The organism is Paenibacillus sp. PAMC21692, assembly GCF_014303795.1.
Lineage (GTDB): Bacteria > Bacillota > Bacilli > Paenibacillales > Paenibacillaceae > Pristimantibacillus > Pristimantibacillus agaridevorans.
Genome location: NZ_CP060293.1, coordinates 5415427 through 5435645, shown reverse-complemented (window position 1 = coordinate 5435645; position 20219 = coordinate 5415427). Strand labels below are relative to the sequence as shown.

Sequence of the window (20219 nt, the reverse complement as noted above, 5' to 3'; positions counted from 1 at the left end):
TGGCCAGAATGAAAATTTTATTATTGTCCGGTGGTTCCGGCAAACGGCTTTGGCCTTTGTCTAATGATTCCAGATCCAAACAATTTCTAAAGGTACTCCCAGGCGCTGACGGTATGTTGGAATCCATGGTGAAGCGGGTATGGGGGCAGATCGAACGCGCCGGCATGCGGGAGCATGCTTATATCGCAACCAGCAAATCCCAGGTGGAAATGATTCAGAGTCAATTGGGCAGCGAGATCGAGCTGGTTGTCGAGCCCGAGCGAAGAGATACTTTCCCCGCCATCGCGCTTGCCGCTACGTATCTCTATTCGGTGCAAGGAGTCAGTATGGACGAGACGATCGTGGTCATGCCGGTCGATCCGTATGTGGAGGAGTCTTTCTTCGAAGTTAGCAAGGAGCTTGAGAAAGTGTTGAACGAGTCCGGAGCCAATCTGGCGCTGATGGGCGTCAAACCAACCTATCCTTCCGAAAAATACGGCTATATCGTACCAGCCGGGCCTGGCCGAGAACCGGACGCCGGAGGCTATATCCATGTCGGCAGCTTTAAAGAAAAACCGACGGAATCGGAAGCGGCCGAGCTAATCGGCAGAGATGCGCTTTGGAACTGCGGAGTGTTCGCATTTAAGCTGGATTATCTCATTAATGTGCTCATCGCGTGCGGCTACCCCATCCAATACGACGAGATGCAGAAGCAATACGGCAAGCTGCCCAAGATCAGCTTCGATTACGAGATTGTGGAGCGTTCGAATCATATCGTCGCGCTCCCGTACGACGGCGAGTGGAAGGATCTCGGGACATGGAACACGCTTACGGAGGAGATGAATGCTTCTATCATCGGAAAAGGCATTATAGCGGGCAATTCCAGCGGCACGCATGTCATCAACGAGCTGGACATTCCCATTACGCTGCTGGGTTTGTCCAACGTCGTGGTGGCCGCGAGCCCGGACGGCATTCTCGTATCGGATAAACCTTCAAGCCCGATGATCAAAGAGATTATGAAACATTCTACTCAACGGCCCATGTACGAAGAACGGAGATGGGGGCGCTACAGAGTGCTCGATTATTTAAAATATCCGGACGGCAGCGAGGTGCTGACCAAACGGCTCTGCATATCGCCGGATCATAATTTAAGCTACCAATATCATGAGCTTCGCAGCGAGGTGTGGACAGTGATCGCCGGCGAAGGCGATATGGCGATGAACGGGCAAGTTTTTCAGGTACGCTCGGGCGATGTGCTGACGATCAAGCAGGGCTGCAGACACAGTCTTCGCGCGCGGACGGAAATGGAGATCATCGAAGTCCAGACGGGCAGCGAGCTGGTGGAGGAAGACATTGTCAGATTGGCGTATGACTGGGAAGAGATCGTTACCATATGCGGAGCTCGCACTCCTCACTGAAAGGGGATATACGAATGAGAATCACGGTAGTCGGTACCGGATATGTAGGTCTCGTATCGGGCGTATGCTACGCGAAGCTGGGACATGACGTGATGTGCGTCGACAAGGATCCTGGCAAGATCCGGATTCTTAACGAGGGAGGCGTCCCCATTTACGAGCCAGGTCTGAGGGAGCTGATAGCCGAGGTGCGTCAGGCGGGATCATTATCGTTCGGCACGGATTTGCCGGATGCCGTCCGTCGGTCGGAGCTGATTATTCTGGCCGTGGGCACGCCGCCTTTGCCAAGCGGCGAAGCCAACCTGGCTTATATCGATCATGCGGCGTTGGAAGTAGCGGAGGCAATGAACGACCGCAAAATCATAGCGGTCAAAAGCACCGTACCCGTCGGCACGAATGAACGGCTGGCAAGTTTGATGCGATCCCGGTCGGCAGTTGCTTTCGACAGCATTTCCTTGCCCGAATTTCTGCGAGAAGGGTCCGCGATCCACGATACGCTTCATCCGGATCGTATCATCATTGGCGCGGATTCCGATGAGGCGGCGAGCAAGATGATCGGGCTGCACAAGCCGCTTACCGATCGAATCATCGTGACGGACATACGAAGCGCGGAGATGATCAAATATGCCTCCAATGCCTTTCTGGCAACAAAAATTTCGTTTATTAACGAAATTGCTAATATTTGCGAGAAGGTTGGCGCAGATGTTTCCCAGGTGGCGGAGGGGATGGGCTGCGACAGAAGGATCGGCCCCTCGTTTCTGCAAGCGGGCATCGGCTACGGAGGTTCCTGCTTTCCGAAGGATACGAACGCTCTCATACAAATTGCCGGGCATGTGAATTACGAATTCAAGCTGCTTCGATCCGTCGTCGAGGTGAACCAGGATCAGCGATTCAGCGTCATTCGCAAGCTTAACGCCATCTTCGGCGGAGAGCTTGAAGGGTTGAACGTTGCGGTATGGGGGCTTGCGTTTAAGCCCAATACCGATGACGTAAGGGATACGCCGGCGCTAGAGATCATTGGGCGTCTTCTGGATGCGGGCGCGAAGGTGCGGGCCTATGACCCCGTCGCCTTGGACAACTTCCGAACGTTGCTGGGCAGAGAAGGCGTAACCTGGTGCGGAGACGCCATGGAAGCTGCGCAGGGGACGGACGCGTTATGTCTGCTTACCGATTGGCCCGAATTTGCCGGAGTCGACTTAAGCCGTCTTCAAGCCGCAATGGCCCGGCCCGTCCTAATTGATGGACGCAACGTGTTTCAGGAGAAGGAATTGCTCGGCACCGGTTTCGTTTATTATTCGGTCGGCCGTCCGAGCTTAAACAAGGGCGTGAAGCAGCCTATGCCCGCGCTGCAATTTTAAATAATCATACACATGGAGAGGAGAACGGATGATGAGGATGAAAAAAAGTTTGACGGCTTCCATGCTTGCGGCAGCCTTGTTGGGTACGTCTTTAACCGGATTGCCGTCTGGCATGGGAGGGCTGTCTGGCGGCCCCGAGTACGCGAGCGCCGCAGGCGATTCGGGGGCAAAGCTCCCATCTCGAGTGTTTCTGGAGAGAATGAACGAGCTTCATAAGGCGCTCGCCGCAGGAGATCCCGTCGATGTGCAGGATGTCAGAAATCTGCGAGACGAGATAGCCGCTCTGGATGTGGATGCCAATCTCAAGCTGCTGGATCCCGTTTGGAACAAAATATCGACGAAGCTTCCGGATCACGTCGACGAATCGGAGCTAAAACGTACGCTGTTCCGAATTGTAAAAGCCGTCGGTTCCTTCCGCTACGACCCTGAAGCGTCGGATTTGGAGGAAATCCGCACGAATCCGGAATTCCGGGCGGCCTTAAAGACGATTGCGGCGGCCGGAGGAAATCCCGATATTGTGATGGACGATTTCTTGGTCTTCCTATTCGGTGACGGTGCGGGAAGAAAGGGCGTAGAAGGAACGATCGCATCGGAGCTTGCGGGGATGTCATCCATGGAATTGCTCGGTTTGCTCGGAAGCGACGAAGGGATTACCAATGTACTGCTGCAAGCAACGGATAAGCTGCTTGCCAAGAAGGGTGACTATGCGTTTGTCGACATACTGAAAGGACTCGGCGTTACGGCTAAAGATATTAGATCGCTTGTGCTGAACTTCCAGGTCAAGCTTCAGAAAGACGTTCCGGCCATTCGCGCGATGACGGTTGCTTACCTCCAAACGGCTTCCGAGGCTGTAGCGGCAGTGAGCGCCGATGGGCGTGAACATCGGTATACGCTGCATGTCGCAGGTGTAACCGTACCGCAAATTGCGCTCGTATGGTCGAAAGTATCCGGCGATTCTATTGTCACCGTCAGCTCTAAAGGCGTGGTGACGATTCCGTCCAGTGCCGAAAAAGCTTCGGCTGTCATTCGGGCAAGTCTTCAGAACCCGTATGGCGGATCCCCGAAAGTTATATTCGAACAGGAGGTCACCTTGAAGGCAGTCGACGATGGCGAGGAAGGCGAAGCGTTCCCGGTCGAGGCTTTCCTTGAACGGATGAATAAGCTCAGAGATGCCCTGCTTGCAGGTGATCCCGCTGACGTAAACGCGGTTCGCAGCTTCAGGGATGAATGGACAAAGCTTACTTTCTCAAAAGACGGCAAGCTACTGGATTCGCTATGGAAAAGGGTAAAACCGAATTTGCCGAATACGGTTGACGAAGCGAAGCTAAAAAGGGATCTGTTCGATATTCTTGTCGCCGTCGGTTCGTTCCGTTACGATCCCAAAGCTTCCGATCTTGAGGAAATCCGCAGCAATCCAGAATTCCGCGCAGCCTTAAAGACTCTCGCGGCGGCGGGAGGCGTTCCGAACGTAACGATGGACGACTTCCTTATCCTGTTGTTCGGCGATGGGGAAGAACGCGGCGGATTGGAAGGCGAAATACTGGAGCATGTATCCAAAATGAAACCATCCGAGCTTGCCCTTTTACTGCGCAATAAGAATAAGCTGAGCGCGCTTGTCGCGGACTCGCTTGCAGGAATAATGGAAGAAGCAGAGGAGTATCCGCTAGCCGAGGCTCTTGCCGATCTTGGCGTCCGACCTGTCGATATGCGGCAAACGGCCAAGAGCTTCCAATCCAAATTCAAGCATGACGATGAAGCGGCGCTGGCCATGGCGATTGCGTATATCCGCTCGGAGGCCGAGGCGGCCGTCAAGGTGACGGATTACGGCAGACAGCATCAGTATTCGTTGTCTTTCCAAGGCATCGAGCTTCCGGATAATGCGTTGCAGTGGAGCAAGGTATCGGGTGACAAAGAGGTGTCGGTGGGCTCAAACGGCAGAGTGACGATTCCGAAGGGGACGGCATCTGCGACGGCGCTCATTCAAGCCGCTGTTTCGAATCCGAGCGGCAAAGGAGGCAAGGTCGTATTCCAGCAGGAAGTGACGCTGGTCAACGAACAAGAGGAGGACGAGACGGCTCAGAAAATCGCGGCATTGATTCAAGAGTTGGATGGAAAGTTGGCCAAGATCGAAGGAAGGCTTGCATCTTCCAAGACCGATATTCAGAAAGTGAGCTTGTTGCTGGATACGGCACGCGAAGGCAATCATGCCGCAAGAGAACTTCTTAAGCTGAATGCGGGTGCGCAGCAGAAGGAAGAAGCATTGGCTCAAATCAAAACCAAGGTCAATGCCACGATAACAAAAATCATAAAGTCGCTTCTAGAATTTTAGAAGCTGGATGACCGGCGAACCGCTGCAAGCGGCTTCGCCGGAACGTCATTCTTTATGGATTTCCGAAGGCGGTGAATGCAAGCGATGTTAAAGAGGAACAGGTTCGGAAAAAGAATAAGACGAATCCGTAAGCCCAATATTGCCGTTATGGCGCTTGCCACGCTGACGGTCATTTTATTGCTCGCTTGGGGCGCACTGTATTGGCAGGATCAATCGGGCGGCACGGCAGTCGCGCAAGGGAACAATGAAAATGATCTGCCTGTTATCATGTTGGACTTGGACGCAGGTCAGGAGCAGCCGCAAGAAGGAGAGCAAGGCGCAGTGCCGGAGGATCAGGAAGGAAAAGGAGGGGGCGGAGAGGCTGGAGGTCTGCTAGAGGAATTGAAGAATTCCCCGGGAGGACTTCTTGGCTTGGAGGAAGGCTGGCCGAACCTTCCAAGTTCCGAGCAAGAGGCAGAAGGCAACGATGACGATGTTTCGCTGCCGACTACGGGAACGGAGCCGACCACGAATGGCAGCGACGATGATGCGGAGCAACATTCCGGCGGTACAACGGCGAAGCCGACTGTAACACCCACTCCTGCTCCGCCAACCAAGCCGACACAAAAACCTGGACTCGGACCGATCGTTACGGACAAGCCGAGTTCGACTCCCGCGTCTACGGAGAAACCGGCCGCCTCGCCAGTGCCGTCTCCTACCACTGCACCTACGCCCGAAGAATCCGATAACGGGCTGGAACACCAATATGAGCTGGAATTGCTAGGTCTTCAGGCAGGCTGCATTATGGATGTGAAGTCGGTGCTTAAGGAGACGGAGACTCAAGTAGAGAACGTGGAAGCGACAGATCTAGTGGCGCTTCAGCGCATTGGAGCCGAAGCAGCCGCTAGTCTGGAAGCGGCAAGCGTAGTTTGCGAAACGCAATTTAACGAGGTTGCGGCAAAGGCTGGCCAAGACGGCGTGTCTGCCGAAAAAATAGCCGAGTGGGGGAAAACATACGATGAAGTTATGGAACAACTGCGGGCAGAAGCAGAATTGAAGCTGCAGCAGATGCTCGGCATGTAAGTCAATCTTCCTCGGGGAGGGACCGATCGCGAAGAACCCGCTCCATCAAGCTGCGGATCAGCTCCAGATCGCCCTTCTCCAAGGGAACCCCGTCCCAATGGAGCTTGCCAATATTCAAATATTCCTTGGCATTGTGATTAATCTCTGCAGGCAGCTCCGCGTAATCCGTAAGGCCTAACAAATAGTCGGCCGATGTGCGCAGTTTCCGGGATATCGTTTGGATGGACTCAATTGTGGGTTGTCTATAACCGGACTCGTATCCCGCATAGGTGCTTTTGGCGACACCTACATAATCCGCGACTTCCTGCATGGTCAATTTCCTTTTTTTCCTCAGCTGCTTCAGTCGTTGACCAAACATGGCATCTCCCCCTCAAGACTCATCTTCGATATCTTGTCCTTCTATTATGGTAGTATTCTCCTAGACAATGCAAACATAATTATAACATGATTTCCAATTGCATGTACAAGTAAACCCAATTATAATCCATAGCGGCTTTTATTCCATGTAAAGACCGGCTCAAGCTTATTGGCAAGCGCGAATAGAGGACCGCGCGTTACTTTCGTTTCATGCCCAGGAAAGACAGCTCCCCCGTGTCATTGCGTTTGAAAACATATTCCCACTGGATCCAGTTATGATGAAACCGCTCCTCGGATATCGGGTATATGCGGTGAATTTCTCTGTCGTTCCATTGAAAGAACATACCGTCCTCATCCCGACCAACAACCGATTTGCAGCCGAAACCCTCGTAGACGCCGATATAAGCTGAGAATTGTTCCTGCGTCAACGCGTAAGGCGCGGGGAATTCGGGAACGATTGTTTCCTTGCCGAAAACAAGCGAGGACAAGGCATCTGCAAGCTTAGTCGCCGGTACATAATCGTAATTCGTGAGCACGATAACGGTCGTTTCGTCATCCGGAAAGCGGTGAAGCTCGGAGCGGAAGCCGCGGTAGGCTCCTCCGTGGTAAATTCGTTTTCGATCATGTTTCTCGTCAATAAACCAGCCGAGCCCGTATACTGCTCCTTCCCTATAAAAGGCTTGCTCCAGTGTAGATCGACTCACGAGTTTCGCAGAGTCGAAGGATTGCGCCCATGCGTACAAATCGTCAATCGTAGAATACATCCCGCCCGCAGAGAAGACCGTCCCCATCTCCACGAATTCCGCAGGTATGGGTCCATTGCCGGAAGCGTGGTAGGGGGAGGCAAGACCTGGTATGAGCCTTCTGCCATCATTTACTCCCGAATTCCCGAGTCCAAGCGGCTGCAAGATACGGGTCGAGATAAATTGGCCGAACGTCATTCCGCTAGCGGCTTCGATAACGAGCCCAAGTAAATAGTAGCCCGAATTGTTGTAAGCAAACCGCTCTCCAGGCGCAAATTCCATAGGCTGGCTCAGCAACAGGCGCAATGTCTCTTCTCGGGAAACATGTTTTTTGTTAAGCCCTTCATTGTATGCCGGAATACCTGTGAAATTAGGAAGTCCGGAGACGTGGTTTATAGCTTGACGAATTGTAATCGGAGGAGCGGCTTGCATCTCCGGAACAAATCGACTTAGCAAGTCATCGAAATGTAGCCGTCCTTCTTCGGCAAGCATAGCCGTTGCGAGCGCGGTGAAAGATTTCGTTACGGACCAGACGCCGAACTTCGTATCCGTCCGATTAGGTACGTAGTGCTCCAGGTTAGCGTGCCCATAGGCCTCGCGAAACAATATTTCACCTTTCCGCGCCACGAGGATCGTGCCGCTGAACGGCCATTTGGCCATGTAATGATCCATGTATTGTCGCAAAGCTTGTCCGGTTGCGGTTGTCATGATATCTCCTCCTTAAAGATGTTGTTCAAAAAGTCCAATTTAGCTGCTTTTTCTTATCATACACGTTCTGGCATTCATTTGCTCGAACATGCTATACTGGTCTCGAATCAGGACAAAAAAGGAGAGACGACGATGCCGATTAATGTTTATTTGAACTTCAATGGCAACACGCGCGAAGCCATCGAATTCTACGCAGAGGTCTTTGGACAAGCAGTTCCCAAAATCATGACCTTCGGCGAAGTGCCTGCCGACCCGAACCATCCGCTTCCAGAAGTAGCGAAAAACATGGTCATGCATTCCCGGTTGGAAATACTGGGGAGCATTGTCATGTTTTCGGATGTATTTCCCGGCATGCCGTTTACGATGGGCAACAACTTCTCGCTTTCTGTCGTTACGGAGGATCGGGAAGTGCTTCAATCCGCGTTTAATCGGCTGCAAGAAGGCGGCAACGTCATAATGGAGCTGCAAGAAACGTTTTGGGCTCCGCTTTATGGCAGTCTTACGGACAAGTTCGGCGTACAATGGCAGTTTAACCTCGGCATGAACGAATTTTAAAGTTTTAGTTCACTTTGAATGTTGAATCAGCAATAGAGCCGGACAAGATTTCTTGTCCGGCTCTATTGTAATTGCAACGATTTATTTTTGGATTTCTGCCAACCGCTCGTCCAGACGATCCCAAGTTTCCGTGACGCCTTGCTCCATGCCCATGTCCAGAACCGTTTTCAGCGATTCCGCCGTATCATAAATACTAATGTTAATTAGTTTCGTTTTGCCTTCATAACTTTCGAATAGAAGCGTCGCATCCGTAGCCGGCATCTCTTCGGATAGATTGCCGTCTTTGTCGGAGAAGTAATCGGTGTACACAATCTTCTCATTTTCCACGATTTCTTTATAAAGGCTTTTTCCCCACGATTCCATACCGTAGAAATCTCCTTGTTCCTTGTCCTGGCAAGTCATGCAATAATGCCATGAGCCGCCTGGACGGAAATCGACAGTGCAATGAGTAATGGCCCAGCCGCGCGGGCCCCACCAGTGCTTCAGATGCTCGGCTTGCGAAAATGCCTGAAAAACCAGGGAGGGAGGGGCGTTAAATACGCGCTCCAAAGTTAATACGTTGCCTTCTGCTTTTACCATCATAGCTTGCGTCATTGATAATTCCTCCTAATAGTTAATGGTCTTGCAACTTCTTTAAGTATTCGTCTAGGTTGTCATAACGCTCGCTCCACAACTTGCGATAGTGGCCCAGCCAATGATCCATCTGCTGGAGCGGGTCGAATCGCAGCCTGTAGTGGCGTCGGTTCGCATCGGGTTGAACGTCGACGAGTCCGGCCTCAAGCAATACGCGAAGATGTTTGGAAACCTGCGGTTGGCGAATCCGGAGCCGCTCCGCGATCTCTCCCACGGTCAGAGGCCCATAAGCAAGCAGCTCTACGATGCGCAACCGGTTCGGCTCAGCGAGCGCGCTTAAGGTTGCGATATCCATATGCCGCCATCCTTTCGCTTTTCAGTGACCTGCCGTTGTTACATTTCGAATATACCAGATCGAGAATATTCTCGTCAAGGAATATTTAAAATAATTTTGACGATCTTGAATTCGTAGAGTATGATTAATGTCATGTACAGTAAATTAGTAAATTACTAAAATAAATCCCTTACGGTAAAGGAGAATTCCACTATGCAGATTCCAACAACGTTAAAACATAAACCCGTCATTGTTTCGGAAAATTACGATCAGGTGGATGGCCGATATGCCAGCGACTCGGACGCCAAAGGTTTGTCGCTAGGGCTGGCGCAATGGAATGACAGGGGAAAGGTCGATATATCCGCTAAAGTATGGAGACATACGGGAGGAAAGTGGTCCAGACAATCCGAGGAGCTCCCGCTGCATCGCGTGCTGGATCTGGCCATTCTTGTTTGCACCGGCATGGTTCACTTCCGCGAAGCGTACCGGTATAAGGAGCTATACGATACGGAAAACCCGGTAATCGATCGTGTGGGATTGCAGGGAGATGCCATGACGGTCTCCGTTTGCACGGACAACGAGAGAATTAATGAGGATATCATGTTGTTTAGCCAGGCGCTGAGCGACGATGGCGAATTGTATGGCGAGCGGCTGCGCACATTGTCCCGAATTTTAAAGGAGATGGGTTACTAAGAGCTGATCCGACACCATCGGGCAAGCAAAGTCGGAAGTCGATTCTCCTGGTCTGTTAATCTAAATGTGCGGGAGGGATGAGGATGAACGGATTGGGTCCATGGAATGATGCGATCCAGTACTTGGAAGAGAGGCTTACGGATGAGATCGATATGAAGGAAGCGGCTAAACGGGCCAGGTGCTCCGAATACCACTTTATGCGTATGTTCTCTCTCTTGTCGGGAACCACGCTCGCGGAATATATCCGTCGAAGACGTTTAACGCTGGCTGCACAGGAGCTAAGCGCCGGGGCGACGCGAATTATCGATGTTGCCATCAAGTACGGGTATCAATCACCGGATGCGTTTACCAGAGCGTTCCAGCAGCTTCATGGCTTAAATCCTTCGGATGTAAGAGCCGGGAGCCCAACGCTCAAAGCTTTCCCGCGAATGTCGTTTCAACTGACCATTCAAGGAGGAGATGCCATGCAATACCGTTTGGTGGAGAAAGAAGCATTTCGTATCGCAGGATTGCGCAAGCGAGTGCCAATTGTATTTAACGGGGTCAATCCGGAAATTGCCGAGATGTGGAAGCAGCTGACGCCGGAGTTGATCGGAACGATCAAAGGATTATCGAATATGGAGCCGCGAGGCATCATCAGCGCTTCCGTCAACTTTGACGAAGGACGCATGCAAGAACAGGGGGAGCTGGACCATTATATCGGAGCGGCTACAAAGGAGCCGGTGACGGGAGAGCTTGCCGTTCTAGAGGTTGGACCATCCCATTGGGCCGTATTCGAGTCCGTGGGTCCTTTCCCGGAGACGTTGCAGAAAATCTGGGGACGAATTTATTCGGAATGGTTTCCGTCATCGGATTATGAGGTCGCGCCCGGTCCCGAGATGCTCTGGAATGAAGGGAAGGATACGTCGTCCGAGACGTACAGAAGCGAAATATGGATACCCGTGAAGAAGAAGCAGCAGGACAGGCAGTTTTTAAGTGATTAAGTGAAAAAGGTAAGGGCAGAACCCGCATGAAATGCCGGTTCTGCCCTTGTCGTTGTATAAATATGATTATTATTTCGATTGCAGGATTTTCGTCCACAGCTCGGCGTCTTCGTAGCCGAGTCTCCAAGCGGCTACGCCGGCCAAATCGTATTTTTTGGCGATCTCGATGCGCTTTAAAACGGTATCATGCGTCTCCGCCCAAAATACATGCGTGTAGCCGTCTTTAGTGTACGTATATTTGTTTTGTCCCGACTTGGCATCGAAGACGCCGGTCGCTTTTGTCTCGGCAATCAGCTTCGGCAGCTCCTTCATAAAGATGGCGCGATTATCGACGAGCTTGCCGGTTCCGTCAACCCGCCATTCGCGAACGTAGAACGGAATGCCTAACATCAGCTTGCTTCTTGGCACGCCGTAATCGAGGAACTGCTTGACGCCATCTTCCACCCACTTGAGTCCTGCGACGGAGCCCGGCTCCGTGCTGCCCTTCCAGTGTTCGTCGTAGGCCATGATCATAATCATATCGACGATGCCGGCAAGCGCGGCATGATCGTATGCCGTTAAGTGATTCCAACTCACGTCTCCTCGCGGGAGATCGATCGATACCTTCAAACTTTTGGCATGGGCGGCATCGGTCAGCTTCTTGACGAATGCCGTGTACAACGCGCGATCGGCCCCCGCCACCTCTTCGAAATCGAGATTAACGCCGTATACGCCAAGCGCGGACAACCGATTTACGAGCGAAGTGATGAATTTGGATTGAGCTGAGCTGCTTTTCAGAAACTCGGATGTCAGCTTGCGGTTAAAGCCGTTGTGTACGAGAGGCGTCACCTTGATGCCGCGATCCTTGAGCGTCTTCACGACGGAAGCATCGGAAGCATCCGACATCGTTCCGTCCGCCGAGGCAAGCTCGAACCAGGTCGGAGAATCGAAGTCCAATCCTTGCGTGTTCGAGACATGGCTCATAATCGTCGAGACGGCGCTGCTGCCGTTCCAGCCGAGTACTTGAAGATTTTTGACGTTGCTCCACAGGACGCGTCCATCCAATGTCCGGATGGAGCTGTTCGCGTAATGTTTGGCGTAATAAAGCGCCGAGCTCAGCTTATGGTAAGCGTTAATCTTCTTGTCGCCTTGATAGACCTCGAGATAAGGTTTGCTGGACCATAGAACGGAGCCGTCTCGGATCACTTCGGCGTTGGCCAGCCATGTACCGGCTTTGACAGCATCTCTGAGTCCCAAATACGTCTTAACGAGGCGTCCGCTTTGCCTGAGCTCGTATGTAAGTTCGTTCGATTGGACGGTTTTACCGGCAGCGGCATTAACGATCTTGCTGCCTGGATGTTTCTCTGCTGCAACGATTGCGTTCTTAAGGAACGAATAACGTTTCTCTCCCGTGACTGCCTGGTCGTCGACGACGATCTCGTAAGATGCAGGAGCAGCGCTCTGAGCTTCGACTTGCGCCGCAGTTAAGTTATCCCAAACCCACTTGCCGTTTTCAAGATCGATAATATGGGCGTTTCCCCATTTGGCGGCTTCTTTTTTGGCGTCCTCCAATGTGCGGAAGCTCCAGGCTGGCAAAGTGTTGTCTCCTTGATACAGCCGATAGTTTGGATAGGAGTCGTACATCCAGCCAACGTTCTCCAGATCGCGTATGCTTGCGTTGCTAAGCGTCTTGGCATAGGCGAGCGCTTCGTTGTACGTCTGGAATTCCATCTTGGACGTGGAATTGCCGTTTTGGTACACCTTATAATGCGGGAAGTTGTCCCAGATCCATTTGCGATCCGCGATTTTCTCAACGTGACTGTAGCTGTAATGCTTCGCATAATAAAGCGCTTGCGCTTCCGTCGCGAATTCCTTGAGCGCCTTGTCATTCTGATATACGCGGTACATGGTTGTCTTGCTTGCCGTCGCTGCATCGGCTGTCGGCGCTGCGGGAGACAGGAATGTCGAGGCAGCCATCAGCGTTACTGCGAGCAGACTAAGTTTCTTCCACAGATTCTATCACTCTCCTCATTGCAATCTACTAGATTAGACGCAAGGGGGGGAGAGGAGTTGCACGGCAATTGGATTGAAAATTGTGGAAGAGCGAAATGCTCGCATCGCGAAAAAGGAGGAGCGTGACAGGAAGACGAGAAAAACGGCCTCCGAGGAGGCCGTTTCCGGTTGCAACAGCTAATATGAATTCGGATTAGCTGGCTATATCCGCGAAAAATTCGCCAGCCTCTTCGTCCAGCCCAAGCTGGATGTCGGAGCGGAATGCGCGAATATTGTATTGCGAATATACATATTGTTCAATAGCTTCAAGCAGGTTGGCTTCAATCAAATATTGGCTGCGGCCTTGTACCCACATCTCTGCCGTATAACCGTATTCCTCATCCCACGACAACTGCACTTCTACGTCGGTAGGCTGCAAGCCGCGACGCTGAGCAGTATGATAACAAACCGCGTTAATAATCTCGTTTGTCAAGATTCTCACGATTAGTAAGGTCTCCGCGGATCCGGGTCATTCTTTTTCTTGCTCTTAAGATAAACAAATGCGACGCGGATCAACATGATGATCGCGAAGATCGCGAGCAGATTGATCAACAATCCGAAGATTTCGCCGAAAGCACCCATGCTTCCGAACATTCCGCCGAACAGCATGCCGGCCAAACCGCCGATCATCAAACCTTTCATCAAGCCGCTGCCGCCGAACAATCCGCCCTTAGCGGCTGTGCCGGCCGTACCTGCAGCCGCGCCGGTTTTTGTTCCCGGATTCGATTGAGTTGCGCTGTCCTTAGGCTGAGTGACGCTTTGTTTTGGAGATTTGAATCCGCCTCGTTTCGCATCGGCAACTTGTCCAAAACCGAACGCGAAAATCAAGGTAAAAGCGATCATAACGATAAATCCCTTTTTCATGTGTCTTTCTGTCCTTTCTGCATCGCATAGATTGATATCATCATGGAATACGGTTACGATGGACGAGGGTTTCAATTTTTTTTAATATTTTTGTACATTTCGAAGGGAGGTTCGCGAACGTGCGTCCTTATCCTGTATCTTATATTGCCTACTTGGTCCATTTTCATGCAACAAGGGATTATTTCGAATGCCATGAGCTGCTGGAAGAGTATTGGAAGGAACATCCGGGAGACGGCCTAGCCGACTTGTGGGTAGGACTTATCCAATTGGCAGTCGGCCAATATCACGAACGAAGAGGCAACTTCCGCGGAGCGGGCAGCTTGTACAGAAAATCGCTTAGCAAGCTGGAGCGCGTCGATGTGGAAGCTGCCGGACTGGCACGGGCGGACTTGCTCCGCAAGCTTGAGGAACGAGCCGATGCTGCGGGAGCGGAGAACGCAGAGGGTTACCGCGATATCAACCTGGTTGTCCAAGATGAGAAATTGAAATCGTTATGCCTAGAGGAATGCGCGAGACTCGGCGTAATCTGGGGTACGGAAAGTACCATGGTAGATGAAAGCATTATCCATCGGCATAAGCTTCGGGACCGAAGCGGTGTCATAGCCGCAAGGCGCGAAGCTCTTCGTGCACGGAAAGAGTGAGACTATGCCTCGCCGGCTTTGGCCACGAGCTCCAGCTCGCCCGTATCGGGATCGATAATGAGCCCATGTACGAGAATGTCGGCAGGGAGCAAAGGATGATTGCGGATAATGTTTACGCTGTTCACAACGCTGTCCCGCACATTATCGAAGCCCGTCAGCCAGCGCATCAGATTGACGCCGGAATTTTTCAGAATTTCGATCGTTGCTTCCGGTACGCCTCGTTCTATCATATGTTCGACGATGAGTTCCGGATTAAGGCCCGTCATCCCGCAGTTATGATGACCGACGACGAATACCTCGTCCGCTTGAAGCTCGTATAACGCAACGAGTACGCTTCTCATGATGCTGCCGAACGGCTGCGTGATGATGCCTCCGGCCGTCTTGATGATTTTGGCGTCGCCGTTTTTCAAGTTCATGGATTTGGGCAGCAGCTCCGTCAGCCGTGTATCCATGCAAGTCAAAATGACCATCCGCTTGTCGGGAAATTTGCTGGTCGCGTATTGCTCATATTGCTTGGTCGTTACGAAGGCGGAATTAAAGTCCATAATATCGTCGATTCTGCTCAAAAATAATGCCCCCCAAAATTGGAATTAAGACTACATATCCCGGTCGATAAACCGGAGATGCGATGTATAGATTTGGCTGTCGCCGCGAAGGCTGAAGCTGCCTTCGGTTTCGTTGTAATCGACTCTGAGATTGTCCTCGTAAAACACCTCTTGCCACGGCTCGTAATAGAACGGGAAAGGGTCTCCCGAAGCTTGACGATCGTTGCCGGTCGGCTCGCCAATCAGGCGCAAGGTGGGAACTCCGCTCATTCCGCAGCCGCGGTCCGTATCGTGCAGCAGCTTTAGCTTGGCGGAACCGTCCGCAAGATAGGGCTCCAGCTTTCTTGCGGCGGAAGCCGAGAATGTAATAAACATAATGATATTGCTCCTTCCGTCGGTTCTGGATGTTGCGGTCACCGGTCTTGCAGGTTTAAGATGATTATAAGGAGATCAAACTCCAATGACAAGACTAAGGAAGGCGGTTATCCGCGATGAGCGATCAACAAAAGGATACACTTGGCAAGTTCAGAGAAACCCTACATAAGATTTCCAGCTACAACGAAGCGCTTGGCGTACTCTACTGGGATCTGCGCACAGGCGCGCCGCGCAAAGGAATGGATACCCGGTCCGAGGCCATCGGCGCACTGTCCGGCGACATGTTTAAACTGTCGACATCGCCCGAGCTCGGCGAATGGTTGTCCCGGCTGGAGGAAGTCGACGCATACGAGTCGTTGTCCGAAATTGACCGCAAGCTCGTCGACGAGACGCGCAAGGAATACGATCGCAGCGTCAAGATTCCGCCCAAGCTCTACGAGGAGTACGTCGTTCTGGCTTCGCAGTCGGAGTCGAAGTGGGAGGAAGCAAAGGCGGAAAATGATTATGCCGGCTTTCAGCCTTATTTGGAGAAAGTTATTCAATATACGAATCAATTTATCGATTTATGGGGGGCCAAGGAGACCCGCTATGATACATTGCTCGATCAATACGAGCCGGGGATGACGGTTAAAGAGCTGGATGGCGTATTCGGCGGCTTGCGTTCCGAGTTGGTCTCTTTATCGGCAAATATAGCGGCGTCGCCCCATCAGCCGGATACATCGTTCCTTAGGCAGAAGTACGATAAGGCTGCGCAGAAGGATTTCAGCCTCTACATTCTGAAGCAAATGGGCTACGATTTCGACGCAGGCCGATTGGATGAAAGCGCACATCCATTTGCTACCGGCCTAAACCCCGGAGATGTTCGCATCACGACTCGTTATCTGGAGGATGACGTCACTAGCGCTCTATTCGGGACGATCCACGAGGGCGGGCATGCGCTCTACGAGCAGAACATTAGCCGTTCTCTCGTCGGAACGCCACTGTGCACAGGTACATCGATGGGCATCCACGAGTCGCAATCCCGCTTCTGGGAAAATGTCATCGGCCGGAGCCGCCCGTTCTGGGATCGGTACTTCGGCGAGCTTCAAGCACGTTTTCCCGGTCAGCTCGACGTATCCGTCGATGGATTTTACCGGGGCAACAATACCGTAGCTCCATCCCTGATCCGGATCGAGGCCGATGAGCTGACTTACAATCTTCATATCATCATTCGTTACGAGATGGAGAAGCTGATTTTTAATGAAGGCGCGAAGGCGGCGGAACTGCCGGAGCTGTGGAACGCGAAGTACAAGGAATATCTCGGCGTAGAGCCTGCCTCTTACGCGGATGGAGTCATGCAGGACGTCCATTGGTCCGGCGGCGCGTTCGGATACTTTCCTTCTTATTCGCTTGGCAACATGTATGCGGCCCAATTCGCGGTTGCGATGGAGCGCGAGATACCGGAAATGTGGACCAAAGTCGGGGCTGGAGAGTTGCATCCCATCAAGGACTGGCTTACGGAGAGAATCTATCAATACGGCAAGCTCCGCACGCCATCGGAGCTGATTAAAAACGTGACCGGCGAATCGCTAAATCCGCAATATCTCGTCCAATACTTGATGAAAAAATATACCGATATTTACAAGCTGTAAAGCTTGGCGTCCGAAGAACCAAAGAGGCTGATTCACAAGCAGGTTACTCACTTTAAAATACAGCTCAACGGATGAAAAAATACATCGTCAAAAAAACGAAATGGCAGCGCCAGGAGTTTACTCCCGGAGCCGCCATTTTTTTGGTCAAATGCAAGGTTTTAGGCAGCAAGCCTAGAGCCTTTTCTTGCGTTAATCACCGTCTGGGCGGGAAACGCATAGGCTGGTGTACATCACATTATGCCTATAGGCGGGAGGAATGTAGCATGAAGAAAGGAAGGCTCGCATCCGTGTTTCTCGTTGCGGTGCTCGTGGCGGCAACGGCGCTGGCGGGCTGCGGGAAGGAATCGGAGGGCAAGAAGCTGGTCCGCATCGGAGAAGTTACGCGCTCATTGTTTTATGCGCCGCAATATGTGGCAATCGAAAAAGGTTTTTTTGCCGAAGAAGGGCTTGAGATCGAATTGACCACGACGCCGGGCGGCGACAAAACGATGACTGCCCTGCTATCGGGCGTCATTGATGTCGCGCTGGTGGGATCGGAAACCTCAATCTACGTCTATCAGCAAGGCGCAGATGATCCCGTTATTAACTTCGCTCAGCTTACACAGACGGACGGTACGTTTCTCGTAGGCAGGGAAAAAGTCGAAAACTTTGATTGGAGTGTACTAAAGGGAACAACTTTCCTTGGGCAAAGAAAAGGCGGAATGCCTCAGATGGCCGGCGAATTCGCAATGAAAAAACATGGCATCGATCCCCATGCGGACATGGAGATGATCCAGAACGTCGATTTTGCAAACATCGCGCCTGCCTTCGCATCGGGAACGGGTGACTATGTCCAGCTGTTCGAACCTACCGCATCGATCTTTGAGAAGGAGGGACAGGGTTACGTCGTCGCTTCCTTCGGCACCGAGAGCGGCGAATTGCCTTATACGGTCTTTATGGCGAAAAACAGCTTTATCGACAAAAACAAAGCTCATGTGCAGGCTTTCACCAACGCTGTCTATAAGGCGCAGCAGTGGGTACAGGACAACGACGCGGCAACAATTGCCGAGACGGTGAAACCGTACTTCGAGAACGTAGAGCTGGATATTTTGACCAGTTCGATCGAACGTTACAAGGTGCAGGGCTCCTTCTCCGTCGATCCCATTGTGGATGAAGCGGAGTGGAACAACTTGCTGGACGTTATTACGTCGGCCGGGGAGCTGCAGCAGCGAACGGAGCACGGGACGCTAGTCAATACCAGCTTTGCCGAAACTGCCGTTGCCGGAGGAAAGTAAGCGATCTGTCCGGATTCTAAAGCGAAGGAGGCGAAGACCATAAACGAGCCTGTTATGTCGCTGAAAGATGTGTCACATGTGTATGTCAACGATAAAGGCGCTTCGCTCGCATTGGAAAATATCCATCTGGACATCGCCCCGGGTGAATTTGTCAGTCTTGTCGGTCCTAGCGGCTGCGGGAAAACGACTCTGCTGAGCCTGCTGGCGGGATTGTTCCCGCCTACACTCGGCAGCGTCACGGTAGGCGGAAGGTCCGTACAAGGACCGTCCCCCGCCGTGGGTTACATGCTTCAACAAGATTTCCTGTTCCCGTGGCGGACGATACGGGATAATGCGGCAATCGGACTCGAGATCGCCGGAAGGCGAAACGAAAAGACGATGGCAGCCGTGGACCACTGGCTGGGCGAGCTTGGATTGGAAGGAAACGGAGGGCGGTATCCCCATGAACTGTCCGGCGGCATGCGCCAGAGGGTTGCTCTTGCCCGCACGCTGGTTACCGAGCCCGACGTGCTCCTGCTTGACGAACCGTTTTCGGCTCTAGACCTCCATATCAAGCTGCAGCTCGAGGACCTTGTGCAGCATACGCTGGCCAGGCTGGGCAAGACGGCCGTTTTGGTGACGCATGATTTGGCGGAGGCTGCGGCGATGAGCGATCGCGTCATCGTGCTTGGCAAGGGGCCCGGCCATATCCGGAGGGAAGTGAGCATCGCGGAACCGATACGGCAGGCTCCGCCGACAGAAGCACGCAGAATGGCGCAGTTCCAAAGCGTCTTCGATCAATTATGGGCGGAGTTCAACGACGGGGACGGCAAGGGAGGCGATCAGCATGGATAATCGCAGCCCGGGTGCGGAGAAATGGTCGAAATCTGACAGTGTATTAAGCGAGCTCCATCCCTCTCGTGACACCGAATCACGTGAAGTAGCTGCAATATCGGGGGTGCAGGAGGAACGGCAAGCTCTGATGGACGGTCTATATGGCCGATATAAGGCGAAGACGCGGCGAGTAAGGGGTCTTGCTGCATTGACGCAGCTTGCCATCTTGGTGTTGTCCCTTGGTTTGTGGGAGATAGCCGGCCGGAGCAAGTGGATCGATCCCCTGTTATTTAGCTATCCGTCCAAAATAATGGAGCTGATCTACTCGATGGCGAGCGACGGCAGTCTCTGGCCCCATGTCGGAGCGACAGTAGGAGAGACTATAGCAGGTTTCCTGCTCGGAACCTTGTTCGGAACGGCTTTAGCCGCTTTGCTCTGGTGGTTCCCGTTTGTATCCCGCGTATTGGATCCTTATCTTGTCGTCCTGAACAGTATGCCCAAGGTCGCCTTGGGTCCGATCTTTATCGTTGCATTAGGGCCAGGTCTCCTGTCAATAGTCGCCATTACATTAATGGTGACGGTCATAATAACGACGATTAACATCTATAACCGGTTCCGGGAGATAGACAGCGGATATATTAAAGTAGTCCGATTGTTCGGCGCATCGCGAGCTCAGCTATTCCGAATGGTCATTTTGCCGGGATCCTTCCCGGTTATGATCGCGACGTTGAAGGTAAACGTGGGGCTTGCATGGATTGGCGTTATTGTCGGCGAATTTCTTGTTGCCAAGATCGGACTAGGCTATCAGATTATTTACGGTTTCCAGGTGTTTAACTTTACGCTCGTTTTATCGAGTCTGGTTGTCATAGGCGTAGTCGCGACTATAATGTACCAGTTGGTGGCTGCGCTCGAGCGGAGGTTGACTGAGGGCTGGCGGGAACGGTAGGATGGTGATG

At 52.3% G+C, this 20219-nt stretch carries 21 protein-coding genes; 12 read left to right on the top strand and 9 right to left on the bottom strand.

The window, feature by feature from the left end; translation table 11 throughout:
• Nucleotides 1-8: 8 nt before the first annotated feature.
• The 4 genes from H7F31_RS21960 to H7F31_RS21945 all read left to right on the top strand — a co-directional run bounded on the left by H7F31_RS21960 (nucleotide 9) and on the right by H7F31_RS21945 (nucleotide 6143).
• Nucleotides 9-1397: a sugar phosphate nucleotidyltransferase gene (locus H7F31_RS21960; RefSeq protein WP_187100540.1), complete on the top strand. Its 1389-nt coding sequence runs from the start codon at nucleotides 9-11 to the stop codon at nucleotides 1395-1397.
• A gap of 14 nt (nucleotides 1398-1411) precedes the next feature.
• Nucleotides 1412-2752, top strand: coding sequence for a UDP-glucose dehydrogenase family protein (locus tag H7F31_RS21955; protein ID WP_187100539.1), 1341 nt, complete (start codon nucleotides 1412-1414; stop codon nucleotides 2750-2752).
• 31 nt (nucleotides 2753-2783) lie between these two features.
• Nucleotides 2784-5081: a hypothetical protein gene (locus H7F31_RS21950; RefSeq protein WP_187100538.1), complete on the top strand. Its 2298-nt coding sequence runs from the start codon at nucleotides 2784-2786 to the stop codon at nucleotides 5079-5081.
• Nucleotides 5082-5165: 84 nt separating this feature from the next.
• Nucleotides 5166-6143, top strand: coding sequence for a hypothetical protein (locus H7F31_RS21945; protein ID WP_187100537.1), 978 nt, complete (start codon nucleotides 5166-5168; stop codon nucleotides 6141-6143).
• A 1-nt stretch (nucleotide 6144) separates the two neighbouring features.
• Here the strand turns inward: H7F31_RS21945 and H7F31_RS21940 are convergent, their stop codons facing one another.
• Complete coding sequence (locus H7F31_RS21940) at nucleotides 6145-6501, bottom strand: helix-turn-helix domain-containing protein (protein WP_087569331.1); 357 nt, start codon at nucleotides 6499-6501, stop codon at nucleotides 6145-6147.
• Between the two features lie 196 nt (nucleotides 6502-6697).
• Complete coding sequence (locus H7F31_RS21935) at nucleotides 6698-7951, bottom strand: serine hydrolase domain-containing protein (RefSeq protein ID WP_187100536.1); 1254 nt, start codon at nucleotides 7949-7951, stop codon at nucleotides 6698-6700.
• A 132-nt stretch (nucleotides 7952-8083) separates the two neighbouring features.
• On the opposite strand from H7F31_RS21935, the gene H7F31_RS21930 reads away from it, so the two are divergent.
• Nucleotides 8084-8506 (top strand): VOC family protein, encoded by a 423-nt coding sequence (locus H7F31_RS21930; RefSeq protein WP_187100535.1) that lies wholly within the window; start codon nucleotides 8084-8086, stop codon nucleotides 8504-8506.
• Between the two features lie 81 nt (nucleotides 8507-8587).
• On the opposite strand, the gene H7F31_RS21925 is transcribed toward H7F31_RS21930, so the two are convergent.
• Both H7F31_RS21925 and H7F31_RS21920 read right to left on the bottom strand, forming a co-directional pair.
• Complete coding sequence (locus H7F31_RS21925; RefSeq protein ID WP_108996115.1) at nucleotides 8588-9100, bottom strand: SRPBCC domain-containing protein; 513 nt, start codon at nucleotides 9098-9100, stop codon at nucleotides 8588-8590.
• 19 nt (nucleotides 9101-9119) lie between these two features.
• Nucleotides 9120-9434: an ArsR/SmtB family transcription factor gene (locus tag H7F31_RS21920; RefSeq protein WP_187100534.1), complete on the bottom strand. Its 315-nt coding sequence runs from the start codon at nucleotides 9432-9434 to the stop codon at nucleotides 9120-9122.
• A gap of 192 nt (nucleotides 9435-9626) precedes the next feature.
• Here H7F31_RS21920 and H7F31_RS21915 point away from each other — a divergent pair, with 192 nt between their 5' ends.
• Together H7F31_RS21915 and H7F31_RS21910 are read left to right on the top strand one after the other, a co-directional pair.
• Nucleotides 9627-10106, top strand: coding sequence for a DUF6530 family protein (locus tag H7F31_RS21915; protein ID WP_187100533.1), 480 nt, complete (start codon nucleotides 9627-9629; stop codon nucleotides 10104-10106).
• Between the two features lie 83 nt (nucleotides 10107-10189).
• Nucleotides 10190-11089: an AraC family transcriptional regulator gene (locus H7F31_RS21910; RefSeq protein WP_187100532.1), complete on the top strand. Its 900-nt coding sequence runs from the start codon at nucleotides 10190-10192 to the stop codon at nucleotides 11087-11089.
• Nucleotides 11090-11158: 69 nt separating this feature from the next.
• On the opposite strand, the gene H7F31_RS21905 is transcribed toward H7F31_RS21910, so the two are convergent.
• From H7F31_RS21905 to H7F31_RS21895, 3 genes are all read right to left on the bottom strand, one after another.
• Complete coding sequence (locus H7F31_RS21905; RefSeq protein WP_187100531.1) at nucleotides 11159-13045, bottom strand: glycosyl hydrolase family 18 protein; 1887 nt, start codon at nucleotides 13043-13045, stop codon at nucleotides 11159-11161.
• Between the two features lie 229 nt (nucleotides 13046-13274).
• Nucleotides 13275-13562, bottom strand: coding sequence for a YxcD family protein (locus H7F31_RS21900; RefSeq protein ID WP_087569323.1), 288 nt, complete (start codon nucleotides 13560-13562; stop codon nucleotides 13275-13277).
• 2 nt (nucleotides 13563-13564) lie between these two features.
• Complete coding sequence (locus H7F31_RS21895) at nucleotides 13565-13984, bottom strand: hypothetical protein (RefSeq protein WP_187100530.1); 420 nt, start codon at nucleotides 13982-13984, stop codon at nucleotides 13565-13567.
• Between the two features lie 119 nt (nucleotides 13985-14103).
• Between H7F31_RS21895 and H7F31_RS21890 the strand changes: the two genes are divergently transcribed.
• Nucleotides 14104-14625 (top strand): DUF309 domain-containing protein, encoded by a 522-nt coding sequence (locus tag H7F31_RS21890; RefSeq protein WP_187100529.1) that lies wholly within the window; start codon nucleotides 14104-14106, stop codon nucleotides 14623-14625.
• Nucleotides 14626-14627: 2 nt separating this feature from the next.
• Here the strand turns inward: H7F31_RS21890 and H7F31_RS21885 are convergent, their stop codons facing one another.
• Together H7F31_RS21885 and H7F31_RS21880 are read right to left on the bottom strand one after the other, a co-directional pair.
• Nucleotides 14628-15191 (bottom strand): beta-class carbonic anhydrase, encoded by a 564-nt coding sequence (locus H7F31_RS21885; RefSeq protein ID WP_108996110.1) that lies wholly within the window; start codon nucleotides 15189-15191, stop codon nucleotides 14628-14630.
• Between the two features lie 30 nt (nucleotides 15192-15221).
• Nucleotides 15222-15545 carry an iron-sulfur cluster biosynthesis family protein gene (locus tag H7F31_RS21880; RefSeq protein WP_187100528.1) on the bottom strand — a complete coding sequence of 108 codons (324 nt, stop codon included), beginning with the start codon at nucleotides 15543-15545 and terminating at the stop codon, nucleotides 15222-15224.
• Between the two features lie 116 nt (nucleotides 15546-15661).
• Between H7F31_RS21880 and H7F31_RS21875 the strand changes: the two genes are divergently transcribed.
• From H7F31_RS21875 to H7F31_RS21860, 4 genes are all read left to right on the top strand, one after another.
• Nucleotides 15662-17176 (top strand): carboxypeptidase M32, encoded by a 1515-nt coding sequence (locus tag H7F31_RS21875; protein ID WP_187100527.1) that lies wholly within the window; start codon nucleotides 15662-15664, stop codon nucleotides 17174-17176.
• A gap of 263 nt (nucleotides 17177-17439) precedes the next feature.
• Entirely contained in the window at nucleotides 17440-18450 is a 1011-nt protein-coding gene (locus H7F31_RS21870; RefSeq protein ID WP_087569317.1) for an ABC transporter substrate-binding protein, read from the top strand.
• A 54-nt stretch (nucleotides 18451-18504) separates the two neighbouring features.
• Nucleotides 18505-19284 (top strand): ABC transporter ATP-binding protein, encoded by a 780-nt coding sequence (locus H7F31_RS21865; RefSeq protein ID WP_187100526.1) that lies wholly within the window; start codon nucleotides 18505-18507, stop codon nucleotides 19282-19284.
• Nucleotides 19285-19411: 127 nt separating this feature from the next.
• The gene (locus tag H7F31_RS21860) at nucleotides 19412-20209 is read left to right on the top strand and encodes an ABC transporter permease (protein WP_187105474.1); all 798 of its coding nucleotides are present in this window, start codon (nucleotides 19412-19414) and stop codon (nucleotides 20207-20209) included.
• Nucleotides 20210-20219: the final 10 nt, after the last annotated feature.